We start from the raw sequence: 20,715 nt of genomic DNA, 5'->3' as shown, positions 1-20,715 counted from the left end.
GGGCCGGATCCGTGGGGACTCCCAGCCAGTGCGATGGGCCGCCGCTCAGGGCGACGGGCCGCAGGGCCCGAGGTGGAGACGCTCACGCCCGGTGGCCTTCCGGGTCAGGACGCCTGGCGTTCCTCGGCAGGGTGGCTGATCTCCAGGTCGCCCGAGTCGCCGAAGGTGAGGCGGCACGTGTCGGCCCGGTACGTGGCGATCGAGACCGCCGCCGTGCCGCCCGCGGCGAGGTAGCGGGTGGTGACGACGAGGACGGGGGCGCCGGGGAGCCGGTCCAGCTCCTTGGCGTCGTCGGCGCGGGCGGAGCCCAGCTCGACGGAGCGGTCCTGGCCGTCGAGGCCGAGCCGGTGCAGTTCGCGCACGACATTGCGGGCGCGGGCCGCGCCGGACGGGGCGTCTATGCCGGACAGGTCGGGCACCGAGGACGCCGGTACGTAGAGCAGCTCGGCGGCGACCACCTGGCCGTGGGTCGTCCGGATGCGGCGCACGATGTGCAGGGGCTCCTCGGCACCGACGTTGAGCGTCGCGGCGACGGCGGCCGGGGCGGAAGCGCTCTCGCAGTCCACCGGCTGCCATGCCTCGCCGGCCTCGCCCTCGTTCCAGTCGTCGCGGGCCGTGGATACCGCCACGCCGACGCGCGGCGGGGCGACCGTGGTGCCGACGCCGCGGCGGCGCTGCAGCCGGCCTTCGAGTTCGAGCTGTTCCAGGGCCTGCCGGAGCGTGGCCCGGGCGACTCCGAACCGGGCGGCGAGCTCACGCTCGTTGGGAAGGATCTCCCCCACCGCAAAGTCCGAGTCGAGTGCCTCACTGAGCACGGTCTTGAGGTGCCAGTACTTCGGCTCCTGCACCGTTTCCAGCTGCGTGGTCCCCACCCTGTCCTCCGCAATCGCCCAGCGGCTTTTCCGCGACGTTATTTATTAAAGGTTCCTGTCTTAACGTTGAGACCATAGGACGGCGGACCCCCTTGGTCAAGACCAATCCTGCGCCGAGCACCCTGTGAATGGATGGTGCGCCGCACAGCGTTCACAGGACGTTCGCGGACCGGTGCGCCAAAGGCAGCACAAAGCCCCACACCGGGGCAGATACGTGGAGCTACGGAACCATTACCGCGAATAGGGAAATAACCTGCCATATCGAACGAAATGAACCGGGTGGGGGTTCACCGGCAAGGAAGGCGCACGGGCCTCTTGAACTGGAAGCTACTTGGCGGTAGTTGTTGTTGACGCAATGTCTAGCCGCTTGCCGGCACGGCCTCCCGTGTCGCAACGACCGGGAGCACCGCCATGGCCAGCACGGTCTCGTTCAGCGTCGACACCCCCCGAGGGCCCCGGACCGTGTCCGTGGCGTACGAACGCAGCGGTTCCGGGGAGCCCCTGCTGCTGCTCCACGGCATCGGCCACCACCGGCAGGCCTGGGACCCGGTGATACCGATTCTCGCCGTGGAACGCGAGGTCATCGCCGTTGACCTGCCCGGTTTCGGCGCCTCCCCGGCGCTGCCGGACGGTGTTCCGTACGACCTGGCGACCGTGGCGCCGGTGCTCACCGGGTTCTGCGAGGCGATCGGGGTGGACCGTCCGCACGTCGCGGGCAATTCGCTCGGCGGGCTCCTCGCCCTGGAGCTGGGCCGCACCAAGATGGTCCGCTCGGTGACCGCGCTCTCCCCCGCCGGCTTCTGGACCGAACGCGAGCGGGTCTACGCGTTCGGGACGCTGCGCGCGATGCGGCTGGCCGCGGAGTCGATGCCGTTGCCCCTGATAGAACGGCTGTCCCGGACGGCGACCGGGCGGACAGCGCTGACCAGCACCATCTACGCCCGGCCCGGCCGTCGCTCCCCCGCGGCGGCCGCCTCCGAGACCCTGGCCCTGCGCGGGGCGACGGGCTTCCACCAGACCCTGGCCGTCGGCCGGAACGTGCTGTTCACCGACGACATACCGGGGCTACCGATAACCATCGCCTGGGGTGGCCGCGACCGGCTGCTGCTGCGCCGCCAAGGCGTCCGGGCGAAGCAGACCCTGCCCGGCGCCCGGCTGGTCCGGCTCCCCGGCTGCGGCCATGTCCCGATGAACGACGACCCCGCTCTGGTGGCCCGGGTCATCCTCGACACCAGTCGCTGAACCGGCCGCCGGGCCTTCGCCGCGCCGCCCCAGCACTCCCGAACCGATAGCCACGCCGACGCCGACGAGGCAGGAGCCCGCAGCCTGGGCGAGACCGTACGAGCCGGTGCCCACCAGTGGGGCGGTGAGCGCGGCGGAGACCGGGATCAGGCCGGAGAAGAGGGTGGCGCGCTCGGCGCCGATGCGCTGCATGCCCATGTACCAGCAGACGAACCCGATGACCGTCACGACGGCCGCCTGCCAGATCAGCGCCAGCGTCTCGGCCCCCGTCGGCATCCGCAGGAAGCCGCCGCCGTCCAGCACCAGGCCGAGCACCGCCGACTCGGCAGCCGCGATCGCGCACACCGTCGCGGACAGCAGCTTCGGGCCCAGCGGGCGCAGCACGGGCACCGCGAGGACGGCGAAGCCCACCTCACCGGCCAGCGCCCCGACGGAGCACAGGATTCCGGCCAGGTCGGTGCGCCCCCAGCCCTGGACCGTGAAGGCGCCCCCGGCGACCAGAGCCGCCGCGTACAGCACGGGACGCGTCGGCCGCCGTCCATCCAGCAGGGGTACGAGCACCGCCACGACGATCGGGGCGCAGCCGACGAAGACGCCCGGGACAGCGGGTTCGGCGGAACGTTCGGCGGTCAGGACGGCGAGGTTGAAGCCGACCATGCCGACGGCGGCGAGCAGCGCGAGCCGCCCCCACTGGCGGCCGGTGAGCCCGCGCAGGGTGGCGGTGGGGCGCGGTTCGCCCTCCCGGTGGATGAGGGGCAGCAGGAGCAGCGCCGCGAGGCCGTAGCGCAGCGCCTGGCCGCCGGCGTACGGGTAGTCGCCGAGGACGCTGTTGGCGGTGAAGGAGGCGCCGACGAGGACGCAGGCGAAGGCGGCGAGGAGGGGGCCGCGCAGAGAGGTCACGTTCATGAGACCGACGCTAGGGAGCACGGTGGCCCGGATTAAGGTCCACTTCCATGACAGCTTCGGGGACCAATTCGCCCGCTGGGGGCCGTGCGTCCGTCTCGGCGGCCTGGGAGTTGCTGTTGCCGGTGGCCTCCGCTCCGGCACGTGGCCGTGGCCGGGCGCTCCAGACGGCGCTGCGCGAGGCCGTCCGCTCGGGCCGTCTGGCGCCGGGGACCCGGCTGCCGGCCAGCCGTGAACTGGCCGCCGATCTCGGGGTTTCGCGCGGCCTGGTGACCGAGGCGTACGAGCAGTTGACCGCCGAGAGCTATCTGCGCAGCGGACGGGGCTCGGGGACCTGGGTGAGCGGGTCCGCGCGGGCGGCGGCGGGCGGTGCGCGGGACCTGGCGCCGCGCGCCCGTCGTGTCAGCGTCGACTTCCGTCCGGGCACGCCGGATCTTTCGCTCTTCCCGCGCAGCGCTTGGGCCGCCGCGCACCGTTCCGCGCTCGGCCGGCTGCCGCACGGCGCGCTCGGCTACCCGGACCCGCGCGGTCTGCCGGAGTTGCGCGACGCCCTGGCCGCGCTGCTGACGCGGCGGCGCGGGGTGGTCGCCGATCCGGAGCGGCTGCTGGTCTGTTCCGGGGTGGCGCAGGCGACGACCCTGCTCGGGTTCGTCCTGCACGGGCGCGGGATCCGGACGGTCGGGGTGGAGGACCCGGGAAGCCCCGAGCACACGGCGCTCTTCGCTTCCGCCGGGGTGGCGACGGCCCCCGTCCCGCTCGACGAAGAAGGGCTGGCCCTCGAGCCGCTGGCGCGCTCCGGTGTGCGGGCCGTGGTGACGACCCCGGCCCACCAGTTCCCGACCGGAGTGGCGTACTCCGCCGCCCGGCGCAGCCGGCTCCTGGAGTGGGCGCGCCAGACGGGCGGGCTCGTCGTCGAGGACGACTACGACGGCGACTTCCGCTACGACCGGGCGCCCGTCGGCTCGCTCCAGGGCCTCGATCCGGAACGCGTCGCCTACACCGGTTCCGTGAGCAAGTCGCTGGCTCCGGGGCTCCGTCTGGGCTGGCTGATCGCGCCGGCGTCGATGACCGACGAACTCGTCGACCGGAAGCGGACGATGGACCTCGGGAATCCGGCGCTCGATCAGGCGGTGCTCGCAGACTTCGTGTCGGGCGGTGGTTACGACCGTCAGTTGAGGCGCTGTCAGCGCGCGTACCGCGAGCGCCGCGACGTGCTGACGCGGGCGCTCGCCGAGCACGTTCCCGGCTCCGAGGTGAGCGGGGTGGCGGCGGGTCTGCACGCCATCGCCCGGCTGCCCGAAGGCTGGGGCCCGGAGGCGGAGTTCGCCGAACGTGCGGCCGGTGCGGGGATCGCCGTACGCCTGCTGCGCGAGTACGGGACCGCGCGGCCGGCGGAAGGCTGCGTACGGCTGGTGCTCGGTTACGCGCACCTGGCTCCGGCGGACATCGTGCGTGGGGTGCGCGCGCTCGCCGGCCTTGGCCGGAAACCCAGTTGACCTGCGGCGGAGGCCGATTGTCAGTGGCGGGTTCTACGGTTTTTCCATGACCCGAACCGTGCAGGCCCTGGCCTACTCACGTCCCTCCGCGCTGGCTTCCTCGCAGGCCGGGCGGCTGCTCGGCCTGGAGACAGCCGGCGGCTCCACTCCGCTCGGTGCCGAGGCCCATCCGCGCTTCTTCGCGGGCTTCCTCGCCTCGCCGCACATCGCCGCGCGGGGCCTGCTCGCCGTGGCGGACGTCGCGGCCACGCGCTACTACCAGCGGACGCTGCTGTCCTCGCTCGACCCCGTGGTGACGGGCAACGGCGACCGGCTGCGCTTCGAGTCGTTCTCCGGTTGCTGTGGGGTGTACGCGCGGCTCGACGTGCTGAGCGAGGGCCTGGAGGGTGTCGGGACGGGCCACGGCACCACCAATGTGGACGTGAACAATCCGCTGCGCGAGGCGCTTTCGCGGATAGGCGGCGACGAACCGCTGCATCTGCGGGTGGGCCCGCAGGAGATGGCGGTCACGACGACGGCTGGTTCCGTCGTGGAGAAGAAGGTGCCGCTGCCGGACCGCTGGCTGCGGGGCTTCGCCGAGGCGCAGGTGGTGTCCGCCTCCTTCGATCTGCGGGCGGAGCTCCCGGCGGCGGAGGCCGTACGGTTCCTGAGGTCGCTGCCCAGGTCGTCGTCGGGGTCGGCCACGCGTGGGGCGCAGTGGGTGGTGCCGGCCGGGAAGACGCTGCGGCCGACGACCCGCCCGGTTCGCGGTGCCGTCTGCCTTCCCGGCCCTCAGCGGCTGGCCGCTCTGCAACGCGTCCTGCGGTACGCGTCGGCGCTGCGCGTGTACGGGCCGGTGGCCGACGGCGCGGCCACCGCGAGCGCCTGGGAGGTCGTGCTGCCCGGGATGCGGCTCACGCTGACCCTGTCGCCCGACGCCTCGCGCGGGTTCTCCGGAGAAGGCGGAGTCCTGGAGGCGCTGGCCACGAACGACGCCGCGGCCGACGCGGACCTGGTCTCGGTGCTGCTGGCGTGGGAGCCGCGGATCGAGCCGGACCGGCTGGCGGCGGAGTCCGGCCTTCCGGTGGAGCGGGTCCGGGCCGCGCTGGTCCGGCTGGGCACGGCCGGGCGGGTGGGCTACGACCTCGCGGACGCGGCGTACTTCCACCGCGAGCTGCCGTACGACGCGGACCGCGCCGAGCGGCACAACCCGCGGCTGGTGGCGGCCCGCCGGCTGGCCCGGGAGGGCGCGGTGGTCCTGGACGGCGAGGTGGCGGCGGTGCGTTCGGGCGACCGGCGGTACCAGGTCCGCGAGCGGTCGGGGACGCTGAGCTGCACCTGCCAGTGGTGGGCCGACTACCGGGGCCGCCGGGGCCCGTGCAAGCACGCCCTCGCGGTCCGGATGGTCCGCCGTGGCGCGAAGGTCGCCGGAGGTGCGCGATGAACACACTGCTGGACGCGGTCCGCGAGGGCCGCATGGACGACATCCGGCCCCTGCTGGCCCGGCTCGACCGGGGCGGGCGCAAGACCGTCCTCGACGAGTTGAAGGTCCTGCGCAAGGAGGCACGGGGCTGGCGCTGGGGCGAGCGCACCCGGGTCCGCAAGGCGATCCTGGTGGCCGGTGCGGGCTGCCACACCGGGGCGGCGGGCTGCGCCACGTGGCTCGGCGGCAGGGACATGCGGGACTGGGTTCACTCGCCGTACCCATGGGTCCTGGAGGTGCTGGGCGACCGCGAGCCGGACTGGCTCGCCGATCTCGCCCGCCGGCTGGCCGCGCGCGCCGTGGAGTCGGACGCGGAGTACCGGCTGGTCGAGGAGCTGGCCCGCCGGGCGGGCTGTCCGCTGCCTGTCTCGGACGGCATGGTCCTGGCGTGGGCGGAGCGGGTCAACAGCTCGCGCCGGCAGGCCGGGTCCGAGAAGCCCCTGATCGACGTGTTGCGGGCGGACGCCCGTCTCGACGTCCTCGTGCCGCATCTCCTGACGATGCCGGAGCTGCCTCCGGTGGTGGCCTGGGTCGACGGCAACTTCCCCGCCAATTCCTGGCCGGCCGCGCTGACCGCCCTGGCGGCGGAGGGCCTGCTCGACCGCGCGGACCTGCTCGACGCGTGTACCGCACGGCTGCTGCGCGGCGGGAAGCCCATCGATCTCCGCTTCTGCCTGCTGGTCGTACGGGGACTCGTCCCCACCTCCGAGGAGGAGGCGGCACGGGCCGCCGAGTGGATGGCGATGGCGGCCGACGGTCCTTCCCCGGTGGCCGGCCACGCCCAGGAGGTGCTGGCCCGGCTCGACGCCCAGGGGGCGCTGTCGGTCCGGCAGCTGGCCGAGGTGTCCGGCGCCGTACTCTTCCGCACAGAGAAGAAGCTGGTGCGCGCCCAGTTGATCCAGCTGGGCAAGGTGCTGCGCCGGAACCCTTCGGCGGCCGAGGAGCTGCTGCCGGTGATCGCGGACGGCTTCGGGCATCCGGACACCGATGCCCAGGAGCGGGCGCTCAAGCTGGCCGCGCGCGCCCTTCCCGCCGCGACGCCCGAGGTCCGGGAGGAGGCGGCCCGGATGGCCTGCCTGCTGGCCCCGGTACACCGGGAGGCGGCACGCGCCGTGTTCGGTGACCTGTTGGAGGACGAGCCGGAGGTGGCGTACGAGGAGGTCCTCCCGCCGCCGCCCGCCCCGCGTCCGCTCGGACCACCGCCGGGCTCGGTGGCCGAGCTGACCGAGGAGGTGACGGCGGCTCTGCTCAGCCCTGACGCAGAGGACATCACCGCGTTCGAACGGGCGTTGGACGGGCTCGTCCGGTGCGCCCGCACGGACCGGGAGGAGCTGGTCGCGGCCCTGGAGCCCGCGCTCGCCGGACAGTGGTGGGCCACCGCGCCCAAGGGCGAGGTGGAGTGGCGGATGTCCCGCAACCACTACGGGCTGCACGTAGTCGTGGCGTCCCTGCTGGGCCGGGTATCGCGGCAGAGCGTGCACGACGGGCAGGCCCGCCCGACGGGGGCGGGCGGCTGTTGCCACGACGCACTCAACGGCATCCTGTACGCCCGGCTGTGGGAGGCGGCCGCCGAGGTCCGGTCCGGCCGGCTGCCGTATCTGCTGGCAACTCCCACCTGGCACACGGGGACCATCGACGCGGGGGACCTGGTCGAACGGCTGCGCGGCTACCAGGCGCTGGGCCTGCGGGCCGGACCGGTGGACTTCGCCCAGGCGCTCCTGCGGGTCCGGCGTACGGACGCGAAGGAGGCCGCACAGGAGGCGTCCGCGCTGGGCACAGAGGAGGGCGACCGCCTCGCCGCCTGGCTCCTGGCCTTCGAACCATTGGCGGCCGTGATCCCCCGCCACGTGGACACGGACGTCGAAATCGGCCGCGACTGGCTGCGGCAGACGGTGAAGGCACGGCGCGTGCTGCTCACCACCAGGGACAACCCGCTCGTCCGGCAGAGTTTTCCGCGGCCCTTCCACTGGCTCGGGAGCGCCCACTCCCCCCGCAACCAGAACTGCTACTGCTGGATAGCGGAGTCCCCGCAGTGGACGGCCACCCTCCCGGAGGACGGCGAGACGCTCGCGGCCTGGCTGCTGCCCTCCGTCGCGGCGTGCGTCCAGGAAGAGCGGGGCACCGCCTGGCTGCTGCCCGCGCTCGCCGAGACCGGCGGCCCGGCCGCCGGGGCGATCCATCTCGCCCTGGCCTACGGGCTGGGCGCCCGGCACGCGGAGGACCGGCTCGCGGCGGTCGACGCCCTCCTGGTGCTGGCGGCGCGGGGACGGCTGGATACCGGGCTGCTCGGCGGCGAGCTGGACGTGCTGCTCGAACAGAACTCGGTCAAGTCCAACCGGCTGGCGGACTCGGCCCGGACGGCGGCGGGGACCGGGGCGTACGGGACGGTCCTGTCCGTCCTGGCACCGGTGCTGCCCGCACTGCTGGCCCGGGAGAAGGCGCCCCGGGGCCTGAGCGACCTGCTCGCCGTGGCGGCGGAGTGCGCGGAGCACAGCGGCCCGCCGACGACCGGGCCGGTGCCGGGCCTCGCGGAGACGGCCGCACGCGGCGGGACGACCCAGCTGGTGCGACAGGCGATACGCCTAGAGTCCGCGTGCCGGGTGGCGGCCGGCTGAGGCCCGCACGGCGCTCGCGCCTGTTCGCCGGGGCGCCCTTCGAAACACACCCCCAACGCCTTCGAAATCGACGACAGTAAGCCCGATTGCCCTTTAACCCATCGGTCACAAAGCGTTCGTGATCAGGCAACACGGTACGGTCACAGTGGATTCATGACTGATGTGACATCCGCGAAGAGTGCCCGTCGCCCCCACCACTGGCGGCGGGACATGATCGAACTCGCCGCGCTTTTCACGGCGGTGGCGGTCGCCGACGCGATCGCCAACCTGATCGGGCACCAGCCGGACGGCCCGTACCTGCTCATCGCCTCCGCCGTGGCGCTGACTGCGACCGCCGCGTTCCACACGTGGTGGGCACGGCGCCACAGCCACGCCCCGCCCCCGCTGCCCGAATCCTCGGGAACCGAGGCGGACGTGGAGTCCGGCGAGCAGGCCCGGCCGTCCGGCGTCCCCGGCGACACCGTGCTGTGGCGGATGAGGACCACCGTGCGGGACGCCCCGGGCAGCCTGGCCGCGTTGTGCACCGTGCTGGCCCGGCACGGAATCGACATCCTGACGCTCCAGACGCACCCGCTGGCGCAGGGCACGGTCGACGAGTTCCTGCTGCGGGTGCCCGCCTCGCTGCCTGCCCAGCAGCTGGCCCGCGCGGTGTCCGCCGCCGGCGGCAGCTCCACCTGGACCGAGCGGGCCGACGCCCACGACCTGGTCGACGCCCCGACGCGGGTGCTCGGCCTCGCCACCCGCACCGCCCTCGACGCCGCCGAACTCCCCCTCGCCCTGCGCCAGCTGCTCGGCCGGTGCACGATCCACTCGCTGCCGGCGGTGTCGGTCAGCGGGCGCGCCACCGGCGAGAGCGCCCCGGTCGAAGGGGTGCTGGAGGAGACGGTGATGCGGCTGCGCGATCCGTCGGGGGGCGTCATCACCGTCGAGCGGCCCTATCTCCCGTTCACGCCCACGGAGTTCGCGCGTGCCCGCGCACTGGTGGAGCTCGACGCCCGGCTCGGCCCCCGGGTCCCCCGTGGCGAGCAGGTGCTGACGCTGCCCGAGGGCAACGAGATCACCGTGCGCCGGGCGGACCGGACCGACCACGAAGCGGCCGTGGCCATGCACGGGCGCTGCTCGGAGCAGACGCTGCGGCTTCGCTACCACGGGCCGGTCCGGGACGCGGACCGCTATCTGGACCACCTGCTGAGCCCGCGCTTCGGCCGCACGCTGGCGGTGCAGACGGCCTCCGGACGGCTGGTCGCCCTCGGCCATCTGCTCTGGGACGGTGACGAGACCGAGGTGGCCCTCCTCGTCGAGGACGAGTGGCAGCGGCGCGGCATCGGCTCCGAACTGCTGGCCCGCCTGGTTGCGATGGCCGGCGAGGCCGGCTGCGAGAGCGTCTACGCCGTCACCCAGGCGTCGAACACCGGCATGGTCGCCGCCATGCGCGCGCTCTCGCTGCCGCTCGACTACCAGATCGAGGAGGGCACGCTCGTGATCAGCGCGCGCCTTGCCGCGGCCCCGGCACGGGCCCCGCAAACGGAGACGCAGGCGCAGACACAGACGCGGGCGCAGGCGCGGACGCCGTACGAACAGGCGGAGCGCTGAGCCCACGGCGTCCCGGTTCCTCGCCGCTCAGCGCCTGGCAGAGGTCGGCCCACAGGTCCTCGACGTCCTCCAGGCCGACGGACATGCGCAGCAGCCGGTCACCGACGCCCGACGCGTGCCGGTCTCCTTCTTCCACGATGCGGTGGCTGATGGAGGCCGGGTGCTGGATGAGTGTGTCGACGCTGCCAAGGCTGACGGCGGGAGTGATCAACCGTACGCCCGCGACGACCTGGTGCGGGTCGCCGTAGACTTCGAACGAGACCATGGCGCCGCCGAGTTCCGGATAGTGGACGCGGGCGATGCGCGGGTCGGCGGAGAGCCGGCGGGCGAGCTCGGCGGCGCTCGCGGACGCGGCCCGGACCCGTACCGGCAGGGTGGACAGGCCCCGCAGCAGCAGATAGCCGGCCATCGGGTGCAGGACGCCTCCGGTGGCGAAGCGCACCTGGCGCAGCACGGCGGCGAACTCTTCGTCGCAGGCGACGACGCCGCCCATCACGTCACCGTGCCCGCCCAGGTACTTCGTCGCACTGTGCAGCACGATGCGCGCACCGTGTTCGACGGGGCGCTGGAGGACGGGCGTCGCGAAGGTGTTGTCGACGAGGAGCGGCACCGATCCGCAGGAGTGCGCGACGGCCCTGATGTCGATCTCGGCGAGCGTCGGGTTGGCGGGCGTCTCCACGATCACCAGGCCCGTGTCGGGCCGGATCGCCTCCGCGATGCCCGCCGGGTCGGTCCAGGTCACCTCGGTGCCGAGAAGCCCGGCGCCCAGCAGGTGGTCACTGCATCCGTACAGCGGACGCACGGCGACCACGTGGCGCAGTCCCGCGCTCGCGCGGGCGAGCAGGACGGCGGTCAGAGCGGCCATGCCGCTGGCGAACGACACGGCGCTCGCGGTGCCTTCGAGCCGGGCCAGTGCCGTTTCGAAGCGGGCGGTCGTCGGGTTGTCGAGCCGGGCGTAGACGGGCGGCCCGTCGAGCCGTGCCCCGGTGGTGGCGAACGTGTCGATCCGCTCCGCCTCCGCCCGGGAGTCGTACGAGGGGTAGGTGGTCGACAGGTCGATCGGTGCGGCGTGCAGGCCGAGGGCCGCGAGGTCGTCGCGTCCGGCGTGCACGGCTTCGGTGGCGAGCGCCCGGGACTGGGTTGTCGTCGAGGGCGGCAGCACGGATTCGGTGTCCATGCCAGCACTCTGAACGCTCACCGGAACAGCCTGCCGAAACCCCGTGCTACGTTCGGCGAATGACTGATTCCGTCGCTCTCGACACGGTCGATCTCCACATTCTGCGGCTGTTGCAGAACGACGCCCGGACGACCTACCGGGAGCTGGCGGCCGAGGTCGGCGTCGCCCCCTCGACGTGCCTGGACCGGGTGACCCGGCTGCGCCGCACCGGCGTCATCCTCGGGCATCAGCTGCGGCTGGACCCGGCCCGGCTCGGGCGGGGGCTCGAAGCGCTGCTCTCCGTACAGGTACGTCCGCACCGCCGGGAGCTGATCGGGCCGTTCGTCGAGCGGATCCGGTCGCTGCCGGAGTCGCGTGCCCTGTTCCACCTGACCGGCCCGGACGACTATCTGGTGCATGTGGCCGTGACGGACACGGCGGATCTCCAGCGGCTCGTGCTCGACGAGTTCACCTCGCGCCGCGAGGTGGCACGGGTGGAGACACGGCTGATCTTCCAGCAGTGGGAGTGCGGCCCGCTGCTCCCCGCCGGGCCCGGAACGACGGCCGGTCCGGTCCCGGGTCAGGTCCGTCACGCCGATCGATAGTGACGTGGAGCCCCTTCGCGTACGAGGATGTCCACATGTCAGACTCTTCCAACAGCGCACTGCCGCGTCAGGTCGCCGACGCCTACGTCGACGCATTCATCGAACTCGACCCGATCTCCGGCACCTATCTGGGTGTCGCGGCAAGCTCGCGTCGCCTTCCCGACTTCTCCCCCGCCGGCCAGGAGAAGCTGGCCGCGCTGGCCCGGGACACCCTCGCGAGGCTGGACGCCGCTGAACAGCTGCCCGGCGCGGCCGACGACGCCGAGCGCCGCTGCGGCCGGCTGCTGCGGGAGCGCCTGACGGCCGAGCTCGCCGTCCACGAGGCGGACGAGGGGCTGCGGGCCGTCTCCAACCTGCACTCCCCGGCGCACTCGGTGCGTCAGGCCTTCACGCTGATGCCCACCGAGACGGAGGAGGACTGGGCAGCGGTGGTCGAGCGGCTGCGCGCGGTTCCGGCGTCGCTGGCCGGTTACCAGGAGTCGCTCGCGCTCGGTCTGGAGCGCAAGCTGTACGGCGGTCCGCGCCCCACCGCCACGTTCATCGAGCAGCTCGACGAGTGGGTCGGGGACGGCACCAACGGTTTCTTCGGGGACTTCGCCGCCGGCGGCCCGGACAGCCTGCGTCCGGAGCTCGACGAGGCCGCCGCGCAGGCCACCGGCGCCCTGGACGAACTGCGGCGATGGATGCGCGAGGTCTACGCCCCCGGGATCGAGGGCGAGCCCGACACGGTGGGCCGCGAGCGGTACGCCCGCTGGTCGCGCTACTTCAACGGCACCGACCTGGATCTCGACGAGGCGTACGCGTACGGCTGGTCCGAGTACCACCGGCTGCTCGCCGAGATGAAGACCGAGGCCGGGAAGGTGCTGCCGGGCGCGGGGCCCTGGGAGGCCCTCGCCCATCTCGACGTGCACGGCGAGCACATCGAAGGCGTCGACGAGGTCCAGGCGTGGCTCCAGGGGCTGATGGACGAGGCCATCGAAGCGCTGGACGGCACGCACTTCGAACTGGCCGAGCGGGTCCGCCGGGTGGAGTCCCGGATCGCCCCGCCCGGCGGCGCCGCCGCCCCGTACTACACGGGCCCGTCCGAGGACTTCTCGCGCCCCGGGCGCACCTGGCTGCCGACGATGGGCGAGACCCGCTTCCCGGTGTACGACCTGGTGTCCACCTGGTACCACGAGGGCGTTCCCGGTCATCACCTGCAGCTCGCCCAGTGGGTGCACGTGGCGGAGAGCCTGTCGCGCTACCAGGCGACCGTCGGCATCGTCAGCGCCAACGCCGAGGGCTGGGCGCTGTACGCGGAGCGGCTGATGGACGAGCTGGGCTTCCTGCCCGACCCGGAGCGCCGGCTCGGTTATCTGGACGCGCAGATGATGCGCGCCTGCCGGGTGATCGTGGACATCGGCATGCACGTGGGCCTGGAGATCCCGGCCGATTCGCCGTTCCACCCGGGTGAGCGGTGGACGCCGGAGCTGGCGCAGGAGTTCTTCGGCACGCACAGCAGCCGGCCGGCCGACTTCGTGGAGAGCGAGCTGACCCGCTACCTCTCGATGCCGGGCCAGGCGATCGGCTACAAGCTCGGCGAGCGCGCCTGGCTGCTGGGCCGGGAGAACGCCCGCGCCGCGCACGGGGAGGCGTTCGACCTCAAGGCGTGGCACATGGCGGCCCTGTCGCAGGGCCCGCTGGGTCTGGACGATCTGGTCGAGGAGCTGTCGAACCTCTGAGTCCGCCGGCGGCCGGTCCCGGGGAACCCTCCCCGGGACCGGTCGTCGTCAGCAGCCGCAGTCGTCGGTGCCGGCCGGTGCGGTCAGCGGGTCGGCGGCGCGCTTCCCTTCGCCCTCCCAGGTCTCGTACGGGAATCCCTCGCGCGCCCAGTACTCGAAGCCGCCCAGCATCTCCTTGACCCGGTAGCCGAGCCGGGCCAGGGCGAGTGCGGCGCGAGTGGCGCCGTTGCAGCCGGGGCCCCAGCAGTACGTGACCACCGGCACGGCCGGATCGAGGAGCCGGGGTGCCTGCTCGGCGATGAGCGCCGTCGGCAGGTGCACGGCGCCCGGGATGTGCCCCTGGTCCCAGGACTCGGTGGACCGGGAGTCGAGCAGGACGAAGCCGGGGTCGCCTCCGCCGGCGAGGGCGGCCGCGACGTCCGAGACGTCGGCGTGGAAGGCGAGCGAGGCGCCGAAGTAGGCGGCCGCTGCGGCCGGTTCGGCGGGCGGGACGCTCAGGACGGGGTGGGCGGCAAGGGCGCCGGGCTGGGAGGTCATGCCTGAAAATCTATGATCGGCGCCGCCGGTCCGGAAGGCGGGATTCCCGGCAGCGAGCTTGATCCGCCGGGGATTCCCCGGTTCTCTGTCCCTATGAGCGACTATTCCCCGGACGCCACCGACTGGCGCATTCTCGATGTGCTGCAGCGCGAGGGCCGCGCCTCGTTCGCGGAGCTCGCGCGGGCGGTGGCCATGTCGCCGAGCGCCGTGACCGAGCGGGTCCGCCGGCTGGAGGAGGCCGGGATCATCAGCGGGTACGCGGCCGTGGTCGATCCGGAACGGCTCGGGCTGCCGATCCTCGCTTTCGTACGCCTGCGGTATCCGAACGGCAACTACAAGCCGTTCCACGACCTGCTCGACACCACGCCGGAGATCGTGGAGGCCCATCACGTCACCGGTGACGACTGCTTCGTGCTGAAGGTGACGGCGCGCTCCATGAGTCATCTGGAGACCGTTTCCGGGAAGATCGGCGCGCTCGGGTCCGTCACCACCAGCGTCGTCTACTCCTCGCCGCTGCCGGGACGGCCGATCAGTCGCTGAGCCCGTCCGCCCCGGCGCGGAGCCGCACCGCGGACCCGTGCCGCTCCTTCACCACCTCCAGCTGGATGGGGATACGGCGGCGCAGGTCCGCGACATGGCTGACGATGCCGACGCTGCGGTCCCGCTCGCGCAACGAGTCGAGCACGTCGAGTACCTCGTCGAGCGTCTGGTCGTCGAGGCTGCCGAACCCCTCGTCGATGAACAGCGTGTCCAGCCGTACGCCTCCGGCCTCGTCGGTCACGACGTCGGCGAGGCCGAGCGCCAGGGCGAGCGAGGCGAAGAACGTCTCGCCGCCGGAGAGCGTGGCGGTGTCTCGCTCACGGCCGGTCCAGGCGTCGATGACGTGCAGGCCGAGCCCCGCCCGGCGGCCTCCGGTGCGGGCGTCGGAGTGGACGAGCTGGTAGCGGCCGGAGGACATGCGCTGCAAGCGGGCGGTGGCCGCCGCCGCGACCTGCTCCAGCCTGGCCGCGAGCACGTACGCCTCCAGCCGCATCTTGCGCGCGTTGTCCGCCGAGGTGCCCGCGGTGAGCCCGGCGAGCCGGGCGACGCGTTCGTACTCCTCGCGCACCGGACCCAGCCCGCGCACCTCGTCCGCCGCTCGGCGCGAGAGCCTGCCGAGTTCGGCGCAGCGCTCCCGGGCGGCGTCGAGTCCGGCGGCTGCCTCCCGGAGCGCGCGCTCGGCCCGGTCGAACGCCTCCCGGGCCGTGTCCGGCGCGGCGGGCGGTCGGTCGGCGGCGTCCCGGGCCGCGGTCTCGGCGAGCCGGTCCGCGACCGCGGCGGCCTCGGCCTGCCAGGCGTCGATCCGGTGCTGGAGCGTGCGCTGCCCCGCGTCGTCGAGCAGCGTCGCGGCGGCTGCCTCCGGGGTCTCGAACCCGGCCCGGAACGCGGCGTCCGCGAGCCGGTCGTCGGCCTCCTTCAGCCGGTCCGCCGCGGCCTCCTCCTCGCGCACCGCGCCCGCCGCCTCGACGAGCAGGGCGATCCGTCGCTGAAGGACTGCGGCGTGCTCGGCGACACCGGCGTAACCGCCGCGCGCCCGGTCCAGCACCTCGTCGAGCGAGGCCCGTTCGCCGTCCAGCGACTCGCGCCGCGAGGTGCGTGCGGCGGCGCGCTGATCGGCCCGCTGCCGCTCCTCGGAGCGCCGCCGCTGCTCCCGCTCGGCGGCGGCCAGGGCCTCCCGGGCGGCATGCGCCCCCGCGGCGGTGCGGTAGGCCTCGGCGTGCTCACCGGAGAGGGTGTCCACGAGGGCGGCGAGCGCGGCGACGGTGGGAGCGGTGCCGCTCTTGTCGTCGTCGGTCCCCTCCGCCTCCGCGCCGGCCCTCGCGTGGCGTTCGCGGACGAGCGCGAGGGCCTGGTCCGCCTCCGCCCGGGCCTCCTCCGCCGCGCGGTGGGTGCGTTCGGCCGCTTCCTCCGTCGCCCGGTCGACGTGGCCGTCGGAGGGGCGTGCCGGGGCCGGGTGGTCCGGCGCGCCGCAGACCGCGCAGGGTTCACCGGCGGCGAGCTGTCCGGCGAGTTCGGCCGCGATGTCGCGCAGTCGGCGCTCCCGCAGGTCGAGCCAGCGTTCGTGGGCGGAGACGGCGTGTTCGCGGGTGTCGGCGAGCCGCTGCTCCGCGGCCGTCACGTCGACGGCCAGGGCGTCCCGGCGGCGGGCCGCGTCGAGGCGGCGGCGGGCCGGGTCGAGGCGGCGGGCCAGCAGTTCGGTACGGGTCGCGGCTTCCAGCGCCGCGTCGAGGCGGGCCTGGAGGTCTCGGCGGGCGGTCTCCCATCCTGCGAGCCAGCTCTCGGAGTCGCGGACGAGTTCGTCGTCGGCGCGGGCCTGCCGCTCCAGGGCGGCGCGTTCGTCGTCGATCTCGGCGCTGCGCTGCTCGGCCCGGCGCGCGGATTCGAGACCGCCCAGTTCCTCGCGGAGCCGGTGCTCCAGGGCGGCGAGCTGTTCGGCGCCCGCGTCGGCCAGGGTCTCGGGCAGCCGTGCCCGGGCGCGGCCCCGGGCCTCACTCGCCCGCCGGTGCGCTCGCTCCGCCTCCTCGCGCAGGTCGAGCGCCGGGCCGACGAGGTCCGCCTTGCGGGCGCGCGCGAGGCGTTCGCGCGCCTCCTCGTGTGCGGCGCGGCCGGCCTCCACGGTGTCGGCGCGGCGCCGGGTCTCGGCGTACCGCTCCTGGAGAGCGGCGAGTTCCCGTTCGTCGTCCAGGACGCGGCGGGCCGCGGCGTGGCGGTGTTCCGCCGTGGCCAGGACGGAGGCGGCGATGTCGAGCCGTTCGCGGGCGCCGCTGCGGGCGGTCGCGGCCCAGTCGAGGACCGCGTCCGCGAGGCCGGGGTCGCCGGGCTGGACGTCGGGCATCGGGCACTCGCGGGCGGCGGGGCCGGCCGCCTGGGCGATGCGCTGGGCGAGGGCGAGGATCTGGTCGTCACCGGCCTTGACCTGCGCCTCGGCCGTGCGGCGCAGTTCGGCGAGGCGTTCCTCGACGGCCGCGAAGCGCCGGGTGTCGAAGAGGCGGCCGAGGAGCCGGCCGCGCGCTTCGGCGTCGGCGCGCAGGAAGCGCGCGAAGTCGCCCTGCGGCAGGAGGACCACCTGGCAGAACTGCTCGCGGCTCATGCCGACGAGCTGGGTGATCTCCTCGCCGATCTCCTGGTGCGACTTGCTGAGCCCCCGCCAGCCGCCCTCCGGGTCGTACTCGCGCAGCCAGGTCTGGGCCTTCTCCGTGGTGTGGCCGCCGCCGCGCTTCTTGGGGCGGGGCTGGGCCGGGCGCCGGGTGATCTCCAGGCGGCGTCCGCCGACGGTGAGGTCCAGCTGGACCTCGGTCGGCAGGTCCACCGGAGCGTGGTCGCTGCGCAGCGAGGTGCCGGGGCTCTGCCGGGCGCCGGGGACCGCCCCGTACAGGGCGTAGCAGACGGCGTCCAGGACGGAGGTCTTCCCGGCTCCGGTCGGTCCGTGCAGCAGGAAGAGGCCGGCGGCGGAGAGGACGTCGAAGTCGATTTCCTGGGTGGCGCCGAAGGGGCCGAACGCGGTGACGCGCAGGGTGTGGAGCCTCATCGGTTCACCTCGCGGACGCCGTCGTCGACGCGTACGTGGTCGAAGGCGCCGCGCAGCACCGCCCGTTCGTGCTCGTCGGTCCCGGAGCCGCCGCGTACGTGGGCCACGAAGTCCTCCGCGATGCTCTGGTCGTCGCGGCCGCGCAGCCGGCGGGCGTACGAGACGTCCGGGTCGTCGGGTGCCCGCTCCGGTTCGAATACGAGGCTGAGGGTGTGCGGGAAGCGTTCGGTGAGCCGGGCCATGGGGTCGGCGGGGCGGACCGGGTCGGTGAGGGTGGCCTCGACCCAGGCTTCCTCGTGGCGGTCGAGCGCGGGGTCGTCGAGGAGGTCGTCGAGCCGGCCGCGCAGCCGGGCGAGGCGGCGCGGCACCGGGCAGTCGACGCGTTCGCCGGTGACGGCGCCCGAGGCGTCCAGGTCGATGAGCCACATGGTCTTGCGGTGGGTGGCCTCGGAGAAGGAGTACGCGAGCGGTGAGCCCGAGTAGCGGACGCGGTCGGTGACGGCCTGGCTGCCGTGGAGGTGGCCGAGGGCCACGTAGTCGACGCCGTCGAAGACGCCGGCCGGGACCGCGGCGACGCCGCCGACGGTGATGTCGCGTTCGCTGTCGCTGGGCTCGCCGCCGGCGACGAAGGCGTGGGCGAGGACGACGGACCGGGTGGAATCGGGGCGTCCGGCGAGGTCGGCGCGGACTCGGTCCATGGCGGCGGTCAGTACGGCCTCGTGCCCGGCGCGCTCGGCCTTGAAGGTGTCCTTGACCAGGGCGGGTTCCAGGTACGGGAGCCCGTAGAACGCGACGTCGCCGTGTGCGTCGGGGAGCACGACGGGGGTGGCGCAGTGCTCGGGGTCGGTCCGCAGATGGATGCCCGCCCGGCCGATGAGCCCGGCGCCGACGCCGAGCCGGCGGGCCGAGTCGTGATTGCCGGAGATCATCACCGTGGGCACTCCGGCGTCGGCGAGCCGGTGCAGGACGTCGTCGAAGAGGCGCACGGCGCTGAGCGGGGGCACCGCCCTGTCGTACACGTCACCCGCCACGACGACGGCGTCGGCCTCGTAATCGTGGACGGCCGCCACCAGGTGGTCGAGGTAGGCGGCCTGCGCGTCGAGCAGGGGGACCCGGTGGAACGACCGGCCCAGGTGCCAGTCCGATGTGTGCAGAATCCTCAAGACCCGGCTCCGGTCCGCATGCGCTTCCTCCGCCCCTGTGCCCTCACGTCCCACAGTGTCCCATCACGCCGGGGGCCCGGGGCACGTCCGCGAAGGACCTTCCGGACACCCGCGTCACGCGTCGTCGTACGCCTCACCGCCCAGTTCCACCCGCGCCTCGCCCGCCGTGGCGTCGGCCAGCCAGCGGCGGAACTCCTCGACGTCGGCGTCGGGCAGCGCGATCTCGATCGTCACCTCGGCCGCGTACCGGACCTCGCGCACGGTCCGTCCGGTGGCCCGCAGTTCGTTCTCCAGCCTGCCCGCCCGCTGGTGGCCGACCGTGACGGTGGCGAGCCGGAAGCGGCGGCGGGTGCGGGTGCCGAGGGCGTCGAGGGCCTCGCCGACCACTCCCCCGTACGCCCGGATCAGTCCGCCGGCGCCCAGCTTCACACCTCCGTAGTAGCGGGTGACGACGGCGACGACGTAGCAGACCTCGCGGCGCGTCAGCATCTGGAGCATGGGGACTCCGGCGGTGCCGCCGGGCTCGCCGTCGTCACTGGCCTTCTGTACGGAGGCGTCGGCGCCGATCACGTACGCGTAGCAGTTGTGCGTGGCCGTCGGGTGTTCCCTGCGGACGCGGGCGACGAACTCCTGCGCCTCCTCCTCGGTGGCCGCGGGGGCGAGCGCGCAGAGGAAGCGGGACCGGTTGATCTCGCTCTCGTGGACGCCCGCGCGGGCGACGGTCCGGTACTGCTCCTGCATCCCGCCACCCTATGCGCACCTGCGGGAATGGCCGGAGCGGGCCGCAGGTTGTGCGGATCATGTACGCAGACACGGAGACGATCCGCAGGATTCTGGAAGACAGCGGCGACACCTGGGCCGTGGTGGGGCTGTCCGACAACCGCAGCCGCGCGGCCTACGGGGTCGCCGAGGTGCTACAGCGCTTCGGCAAGCGCGTGGTCCCGGTGCATCCGAAGGCGGAACGGGTGCACGGCGAGGAGGGGTACGCCTCGCTGGCGGACATACCGTTCCCGGTGGACGTGGTGGATGTCTTCGTCAACAGCGACCTGGCCGGTGCGGTGGCCGACGAGGCGGTCGCCGCGGGGGCGAAGGCCGTCTGGTTCCAGCTCGGCGTGGTCGACGAGGAGGCGTACGAGCGCACCCGGGCGGCCGGGCTGGACATGGTGATGGACCGCTGCCCGGCCATCGAGATCCCGCGGCTCGGCTAGGCGGCTTCCGGCGCGCGTACGCCCAGGCCCTCCAGCACCACCGCGCCCGGGAGTGCGGCCAGCGCCTTGCCGGTGAGGATCAGCTTGCCGCGGCGTGAACCGCTGCCGATCAGCACCCACTCCTCGTCCACGACGGCGGAGTCGATGAGCAGCGGCCAGGCGGCCGGCAGGCCGACGGGCGTGATGCCGCCGTACTCCATGCCGGTCTCGCCGACTGCCGTGTCCATCGAGGCGAAGCGCGCCTTGCGCAGGCCGAGGTGCTTGCGGGCGACGCCGTTCACGTCCACGCGGGAGTGGGACAGCACGACGCAGGCGCCGAGCGTGGCCTCGCCGCCGCGCTTGCCGGAGAGGACCACGCAGTTCGCCGAGTGGTTCAGCAGGTCGGCTCCGTGGTGGGCGACGAAGGCCGCGGTGTCGGCGATCTCCGGGTCGGTGTCCACGTGCAGGACCTGGTCGGGGGTGATGCCTCCCCAGCCGGTGCGCACCGCCTCGGCCACCGGTGCGGTGAGCAGGTCCTGACGGTCGACGGCGGGGCGGGCGTCCTCGAAGGAGCCGATGGGTGCGCGCATGCGCG

16 protein-coding genes and 1 pseudogene are annotated in these 20,715 nt (G+C 73.8%); 9 read left to right on the top strand and 8 right to left on the bottom strand.

Going from position 1 to position 20,715, the window contains the following annotated elements; genetic code table 11:
- Nucleotides 1-104: 104 nt before the first annotated feature.
- The gene (locus tag BLW14_RS27865) at nt 105-872 is read right to left on the bottom strand and encodes a GntR family transcriptional regulator (RefSeq protein WP_093709887.1); all 768 of its coding nucleotides are present in this window, start codon (nt 870-872) and stop codon (nt 105-107) included.
- Between the two features lie 411 nt (nt 873-1,283).
- On the opposite strand from BLW14_RS27865, the gene BLW14_RS27860 reads away from it, so the two are divergent.
- Nucleotides 1,284-2,114, top strand: coding sequence for an alpha/beta fold hydrolase (locus tag BLW14_RS27860; protein ID WP_093709886.1), 831 nt, complete (start codon nt 1,284-1,286; stop codon nt 2,112-2,114).
- Between the two features lie 105 nt (nt 2,115-2,219).
- Here the strand turns inward: BLW14_RS27860 and BLW14_RS27855 are convergent.
- A pseudogene (locus BLW14_RS27855) lies at nt 2,220-3,020 on the bottom strand (DMT family transporter); the annotation flags it as partial.
- 47 nt (nt 3,021-3,067) lie between these two features.
- Between BLW14_RS27855 and BLW14_RS27850 the strand changes: the two are divergent.
- From BLW14_RS27850 to BLW14_RS27835, 4 genes are all read left to right on the top strand, one after another.
- A complete protein-coding gene (locus BLW14_RS27850; protein WP_177154117.1) occupies nt 3,068-4,513 on the top strand; it encodes a MocR-like pyridoxine biosynthesis transcription factor PdxR in 1,446 nt (481 codons plus the stop codon).
- 46 nt (nt 4,514-4,559) lie between these two features.
- A complete protein-coding gene (locus BLW14_RS27845; RefSeq protein ID WP_177154116.1) occupies nt 4,560-5,936 on the top strand; it encodes an SWIM zinc finger family protein in 1,377 nt (458 codons plus the stop codon).
- On the top strand, nt 5,933-8,590 hold the full coding sequence (locus BLW14_RS27840) for a DUF7824 domain-containing protein (RefSeq protein ID WP_093709884.1): 2,658 nt from the start codon (nt 5,933-5,935) through the stop codon (nt 8,588-8,590). Before BLW14_RS27845 ends, BLW14_RS27840 begins: the two co-directional genes overlap by 4 nt.
- A gap of 162 nt (nt 8,591-8,752) precedes the next feature.
- Nucleotides 8,753-10,183 (top strand): GNAT family N-acetyltransferase, encoded by a 1,431-nt coding sequence (locus BLW14_RS27835; RefSeq protein ID WP_256333025.1) that lies wholly within the window; start codon nt 8,753-8,755, stop codon nt 10,181-10,183.
- Here the strand turns inward: BLW14_RS27835 and BLW14_RS27830 are convergent.
- Nucleotides 10,074-11,360: a trans-sulfuration enzyme family protein gene (locus tag BLW14_RS27830; RefSeq protein WP_093709882.1), complete on the bottom strand. Its 1,287-nt coding sequence runs from the start codon at nt 11,358-11,360 to the stop codon at nt 10,074-10,076. The genes BLW14_RS27835 and BLW14_RS27830 overlap by 110 nt on opposite strands.
- Before the next feature lie 59 nt (nt 11,361-11,419).
- Between BLW14_RS27830 and BLW14_RS27825 the strand changes: the two genes are divergently transcribed.
- On the top strand, nt 11,420-11,944 hold the full coding sequence (locus BLW14_RS27825) for an Lrp/AsnC family transcriptional regulator (RefSeq protein WP_093709881.1): 525 nt from the start codon (nt 11,420-11,422) through the stop codon (nt 11,942-11,944).
- Nucleotides 11,945-11,979: 35 nt separating this feature from the next.
- Nucleotides 11,980-13,665 (top strand): DUF885 domain-containing protein, encoded by a 1,686-nt coding sequence (locus BLW14_RS27820; RefSeq protein ID WP_093710864.1) that lies wholly within the window; start codon nt 11,980-11,982, stop codon nt 13,663-13,665.
- A gap of 48 nt (nt 13,666-13,713) precedes the next feature.
- Here BLW14_RS27820 and BLW14_RS27815 read toward each other — a convergent pair whose 3' ends face one another.
- Nucleotides 13,714-14,202 carry a rhodanese-like domain-containing protein gene (locus BLW14_RS27815; RefSeq protein ID WP_093709880.1) on the bottom strand — a complete coding sequence of 163 codons (489 nt, stop codon included), beginning with the start codon at nt 14,200-14,202 and terminating at the stop codon, nt 13,714-13,716.
- A gap of 93 nt (nt 14,203-14,295) precedes the next feature.
- Between BLW14_RS27815 and BLW14_RS27810 the strand changes: the two genes are divergently transcribed.
- Nucleotides 14,296-14,742, top strand: coding sequence for an Lrp/AsnC family transcriptional regulator (locus BLW14_RS27810; protein ID WP_093709879.1), 447 nt, complete (start codon nt 14,296-14,298; stop codon nt 14,740-14,742).
- Here the strand turns inward: BLW14_RS27810 and BLW14_RS27805 are convergent.
- The 3 genes from BLW14_RS27805 to BLW14_RS27795 all read right to left on the bottom strand — a co-directional run bounded on the left by BLW14_RS27805 (nt 14,732) and on the right by BLW14_RS27795 (nt 19,674).
- Entirely contained in the window at nt 14,732-17,770 is a 3,039-nt protein-coding gene (locus BLW14_RS27805) for an AAA family ATPase (protein ID WP_093709878.1), read from the bottom strand. The two genes, BLW14_RS27810 and BLW14_RS27805, sit on opposite strands and share 11 nt — an antisense overlap.
- The gene (locus tag BLW14_RS27800) at nt 17,767-18,933 is read right to left on the bottom strand and encodes an exonuclease SbcCD subunit D (RefSeq protein WP_093709877.1); all 1,167 of its coding nucleotides are present in this window, start codon (nt 18,931-18,933) and stop codon (nt 17,767-17,769) included. The genes BLW14_RS27805 and BLW14_RS27800 overlap by 4 nt, the downstream gene beginning before the upstream one ends.
- Nucleotides 18,934-19,047: 114 nt before the next feature.
- Nucleotides 19,048-19,674, bottom strand: coding sequence for a YigZ family protein (locus tag BLW14_RS27795; RefSeq protein ID WP_093709876.1), 627 nt, complete (start codon nt 19,672-19,674; stop codon nt 19,048-19,050).
- A 59-nt stretch (nt 19,675-19,733) separates the two neighbouring features.
- Between BLW14_RS27795 and BLW14_RS27790 the strand changes: the two genes are divergently transcribed.
- On the top strand, nt 19,734-20,141 hold the full coding sequence (locus tag BLW14_RS27790; RefSeq protein WP_093710863.1) for a CoA-binding protein: 408 nt from the start codon (nt 19,734-19,736) through the stop codon (nt 20,139-20,141).
- On the opposite strand, the gene BLW14_RS27785 is transcribed toward BLW14_RS27790, so the two are convergent.
- Nucleotides 20,138-20,710 (bottom strand): YbaK/EbsC family protein, encoded by a 573-nt coding sequence (locus BLW14_RS27785; RefSeq protein WP_093709875.1) that lies wholly within the window; start codon nt 20,708-20,710, stop codon nt 20,138-20,140. The two genes, BLW14_RS27790 and BLW14_RS27785, sit on opposite strands and share 4 nt — an antisense overlap.
- Nucleotides 20,711-20,715: the final 5 nt, after the last annotated feature.

The sequence above is a fragment of the Streptomyces sp. 2131.1 genome, assembly GCF_900105515.1.
Taxonomy (GTDB): Bacteria; Actinomycetota; Actinomycetes; order Streptomycetales; family Streptomycetaceae; genus Streptomyces; species Streptomyces drozdowiczii.
The sequence above is the reverse complement of the archived record's forward strand: the minus strand, read 5'-3'. Positions and strand labels throughout refer to the sequence as shown.

What these genes read in the sequence shown, in the direction of transcription:
- BLW14_RS27860 (WP_093709886.1), top strand. Translation starts at nt 1,284, where the DNA reads ATGGCCAGCACGGTCTCGTTCAGCGTCGACACCCCCCGAGGGCCCCGG.
- BLW14_RS27850 (WP_177154117.1), top strand. Translation starts at nt 3,068, where the DNA reads ATGACAGCTTCGGGGACCAATTCGCCCGCTGGGGGCCGTGCGTCCGTC.
- BLW14_RS27845 (WP_177154116.1), top strand. Translation starts at nt 4,560, where the DNA reads ATGACCCGAACCGTGCAGGCCCTGGCCTACTCACGTCCCTCCGCGCTG.
- BLW14_RS27840 (WP_093709884.1), top strand. Translation starts at nt 5,933, where the DNA reads ATGAACACACTGCTGGACGCGGTCCGCGAGGGCCGCATGGACGACATC.
- BLW14_RS27830 (WP_093709882.1), bottom strand. Translation starts at nt 11,360, where the DNA reads ATGGACACCGAATCCGTGCTGCCGCCCTCGACGACAACCCAGTCCCGG.
- BLW14_RS27825 (WP_093709881.1), top strand. Translation starts at nt 11,420, where the DNA reads ATGACTGATTCCGTCGCTCTCGACACGGTCGATCTCCACATTCTGCGG.
- BLW14_RS27820 (WP_093710864.1), top strand. Translation starts at nt 11,980, where the DNA reads ATGTCAGACTCTTCCAACAGCGCACTGCCGCGTCAGGTCGCCGACGCC.
- BLW14_RS27815 (WP_093709880.1), bottom strand. Translation starts at nt 14,202, where the DNA reads ATGACCTCCCAGCCCGGCGCCCTTGCCGCCCACCCCGTCCTGAGCGTC.
- BLW14_RS27810 (WP_093709879.1), top strand. Translation starts at nt 14,296, where the DNA reads ATGAGCGACTATTCCCCGGACGCCACCGACTGGCGCATTCTCGATGTG.
- BLW14_RS27805 (WP_093709878.1), bottom strand. Translation starts at nt 17,770, where the DNA reads ATGAGGCTCCACACCCTGCGCGTCACCGCGTTCGGCCCCTTCGGCGCC.
- BLW14_RS27795 (WP_093709876.1), bottom strand. Translation starts at nt 19,674, where the DNA reads ATGCAGGAGCAGTACCGGACCGTCGCCCGCGCGGGCGTCCACGAGAGC.
- BLW14_RS27790 (WP_093710863.1), top strand. Translation starts at nt 19,734, where the DNA reads ATGTACGCAGACACGGAGACGATCCGCAGGATTCTGGAAGACAGCGGC.
- BLW14_RS27785 (WP_093709875.1), bottom strand. Translation starts at nt 20,710, where the DNA reads ATGCGCGCACCCATCGGCTCCTTCGAGGACGCCCGCCCCGCCGTCGAC.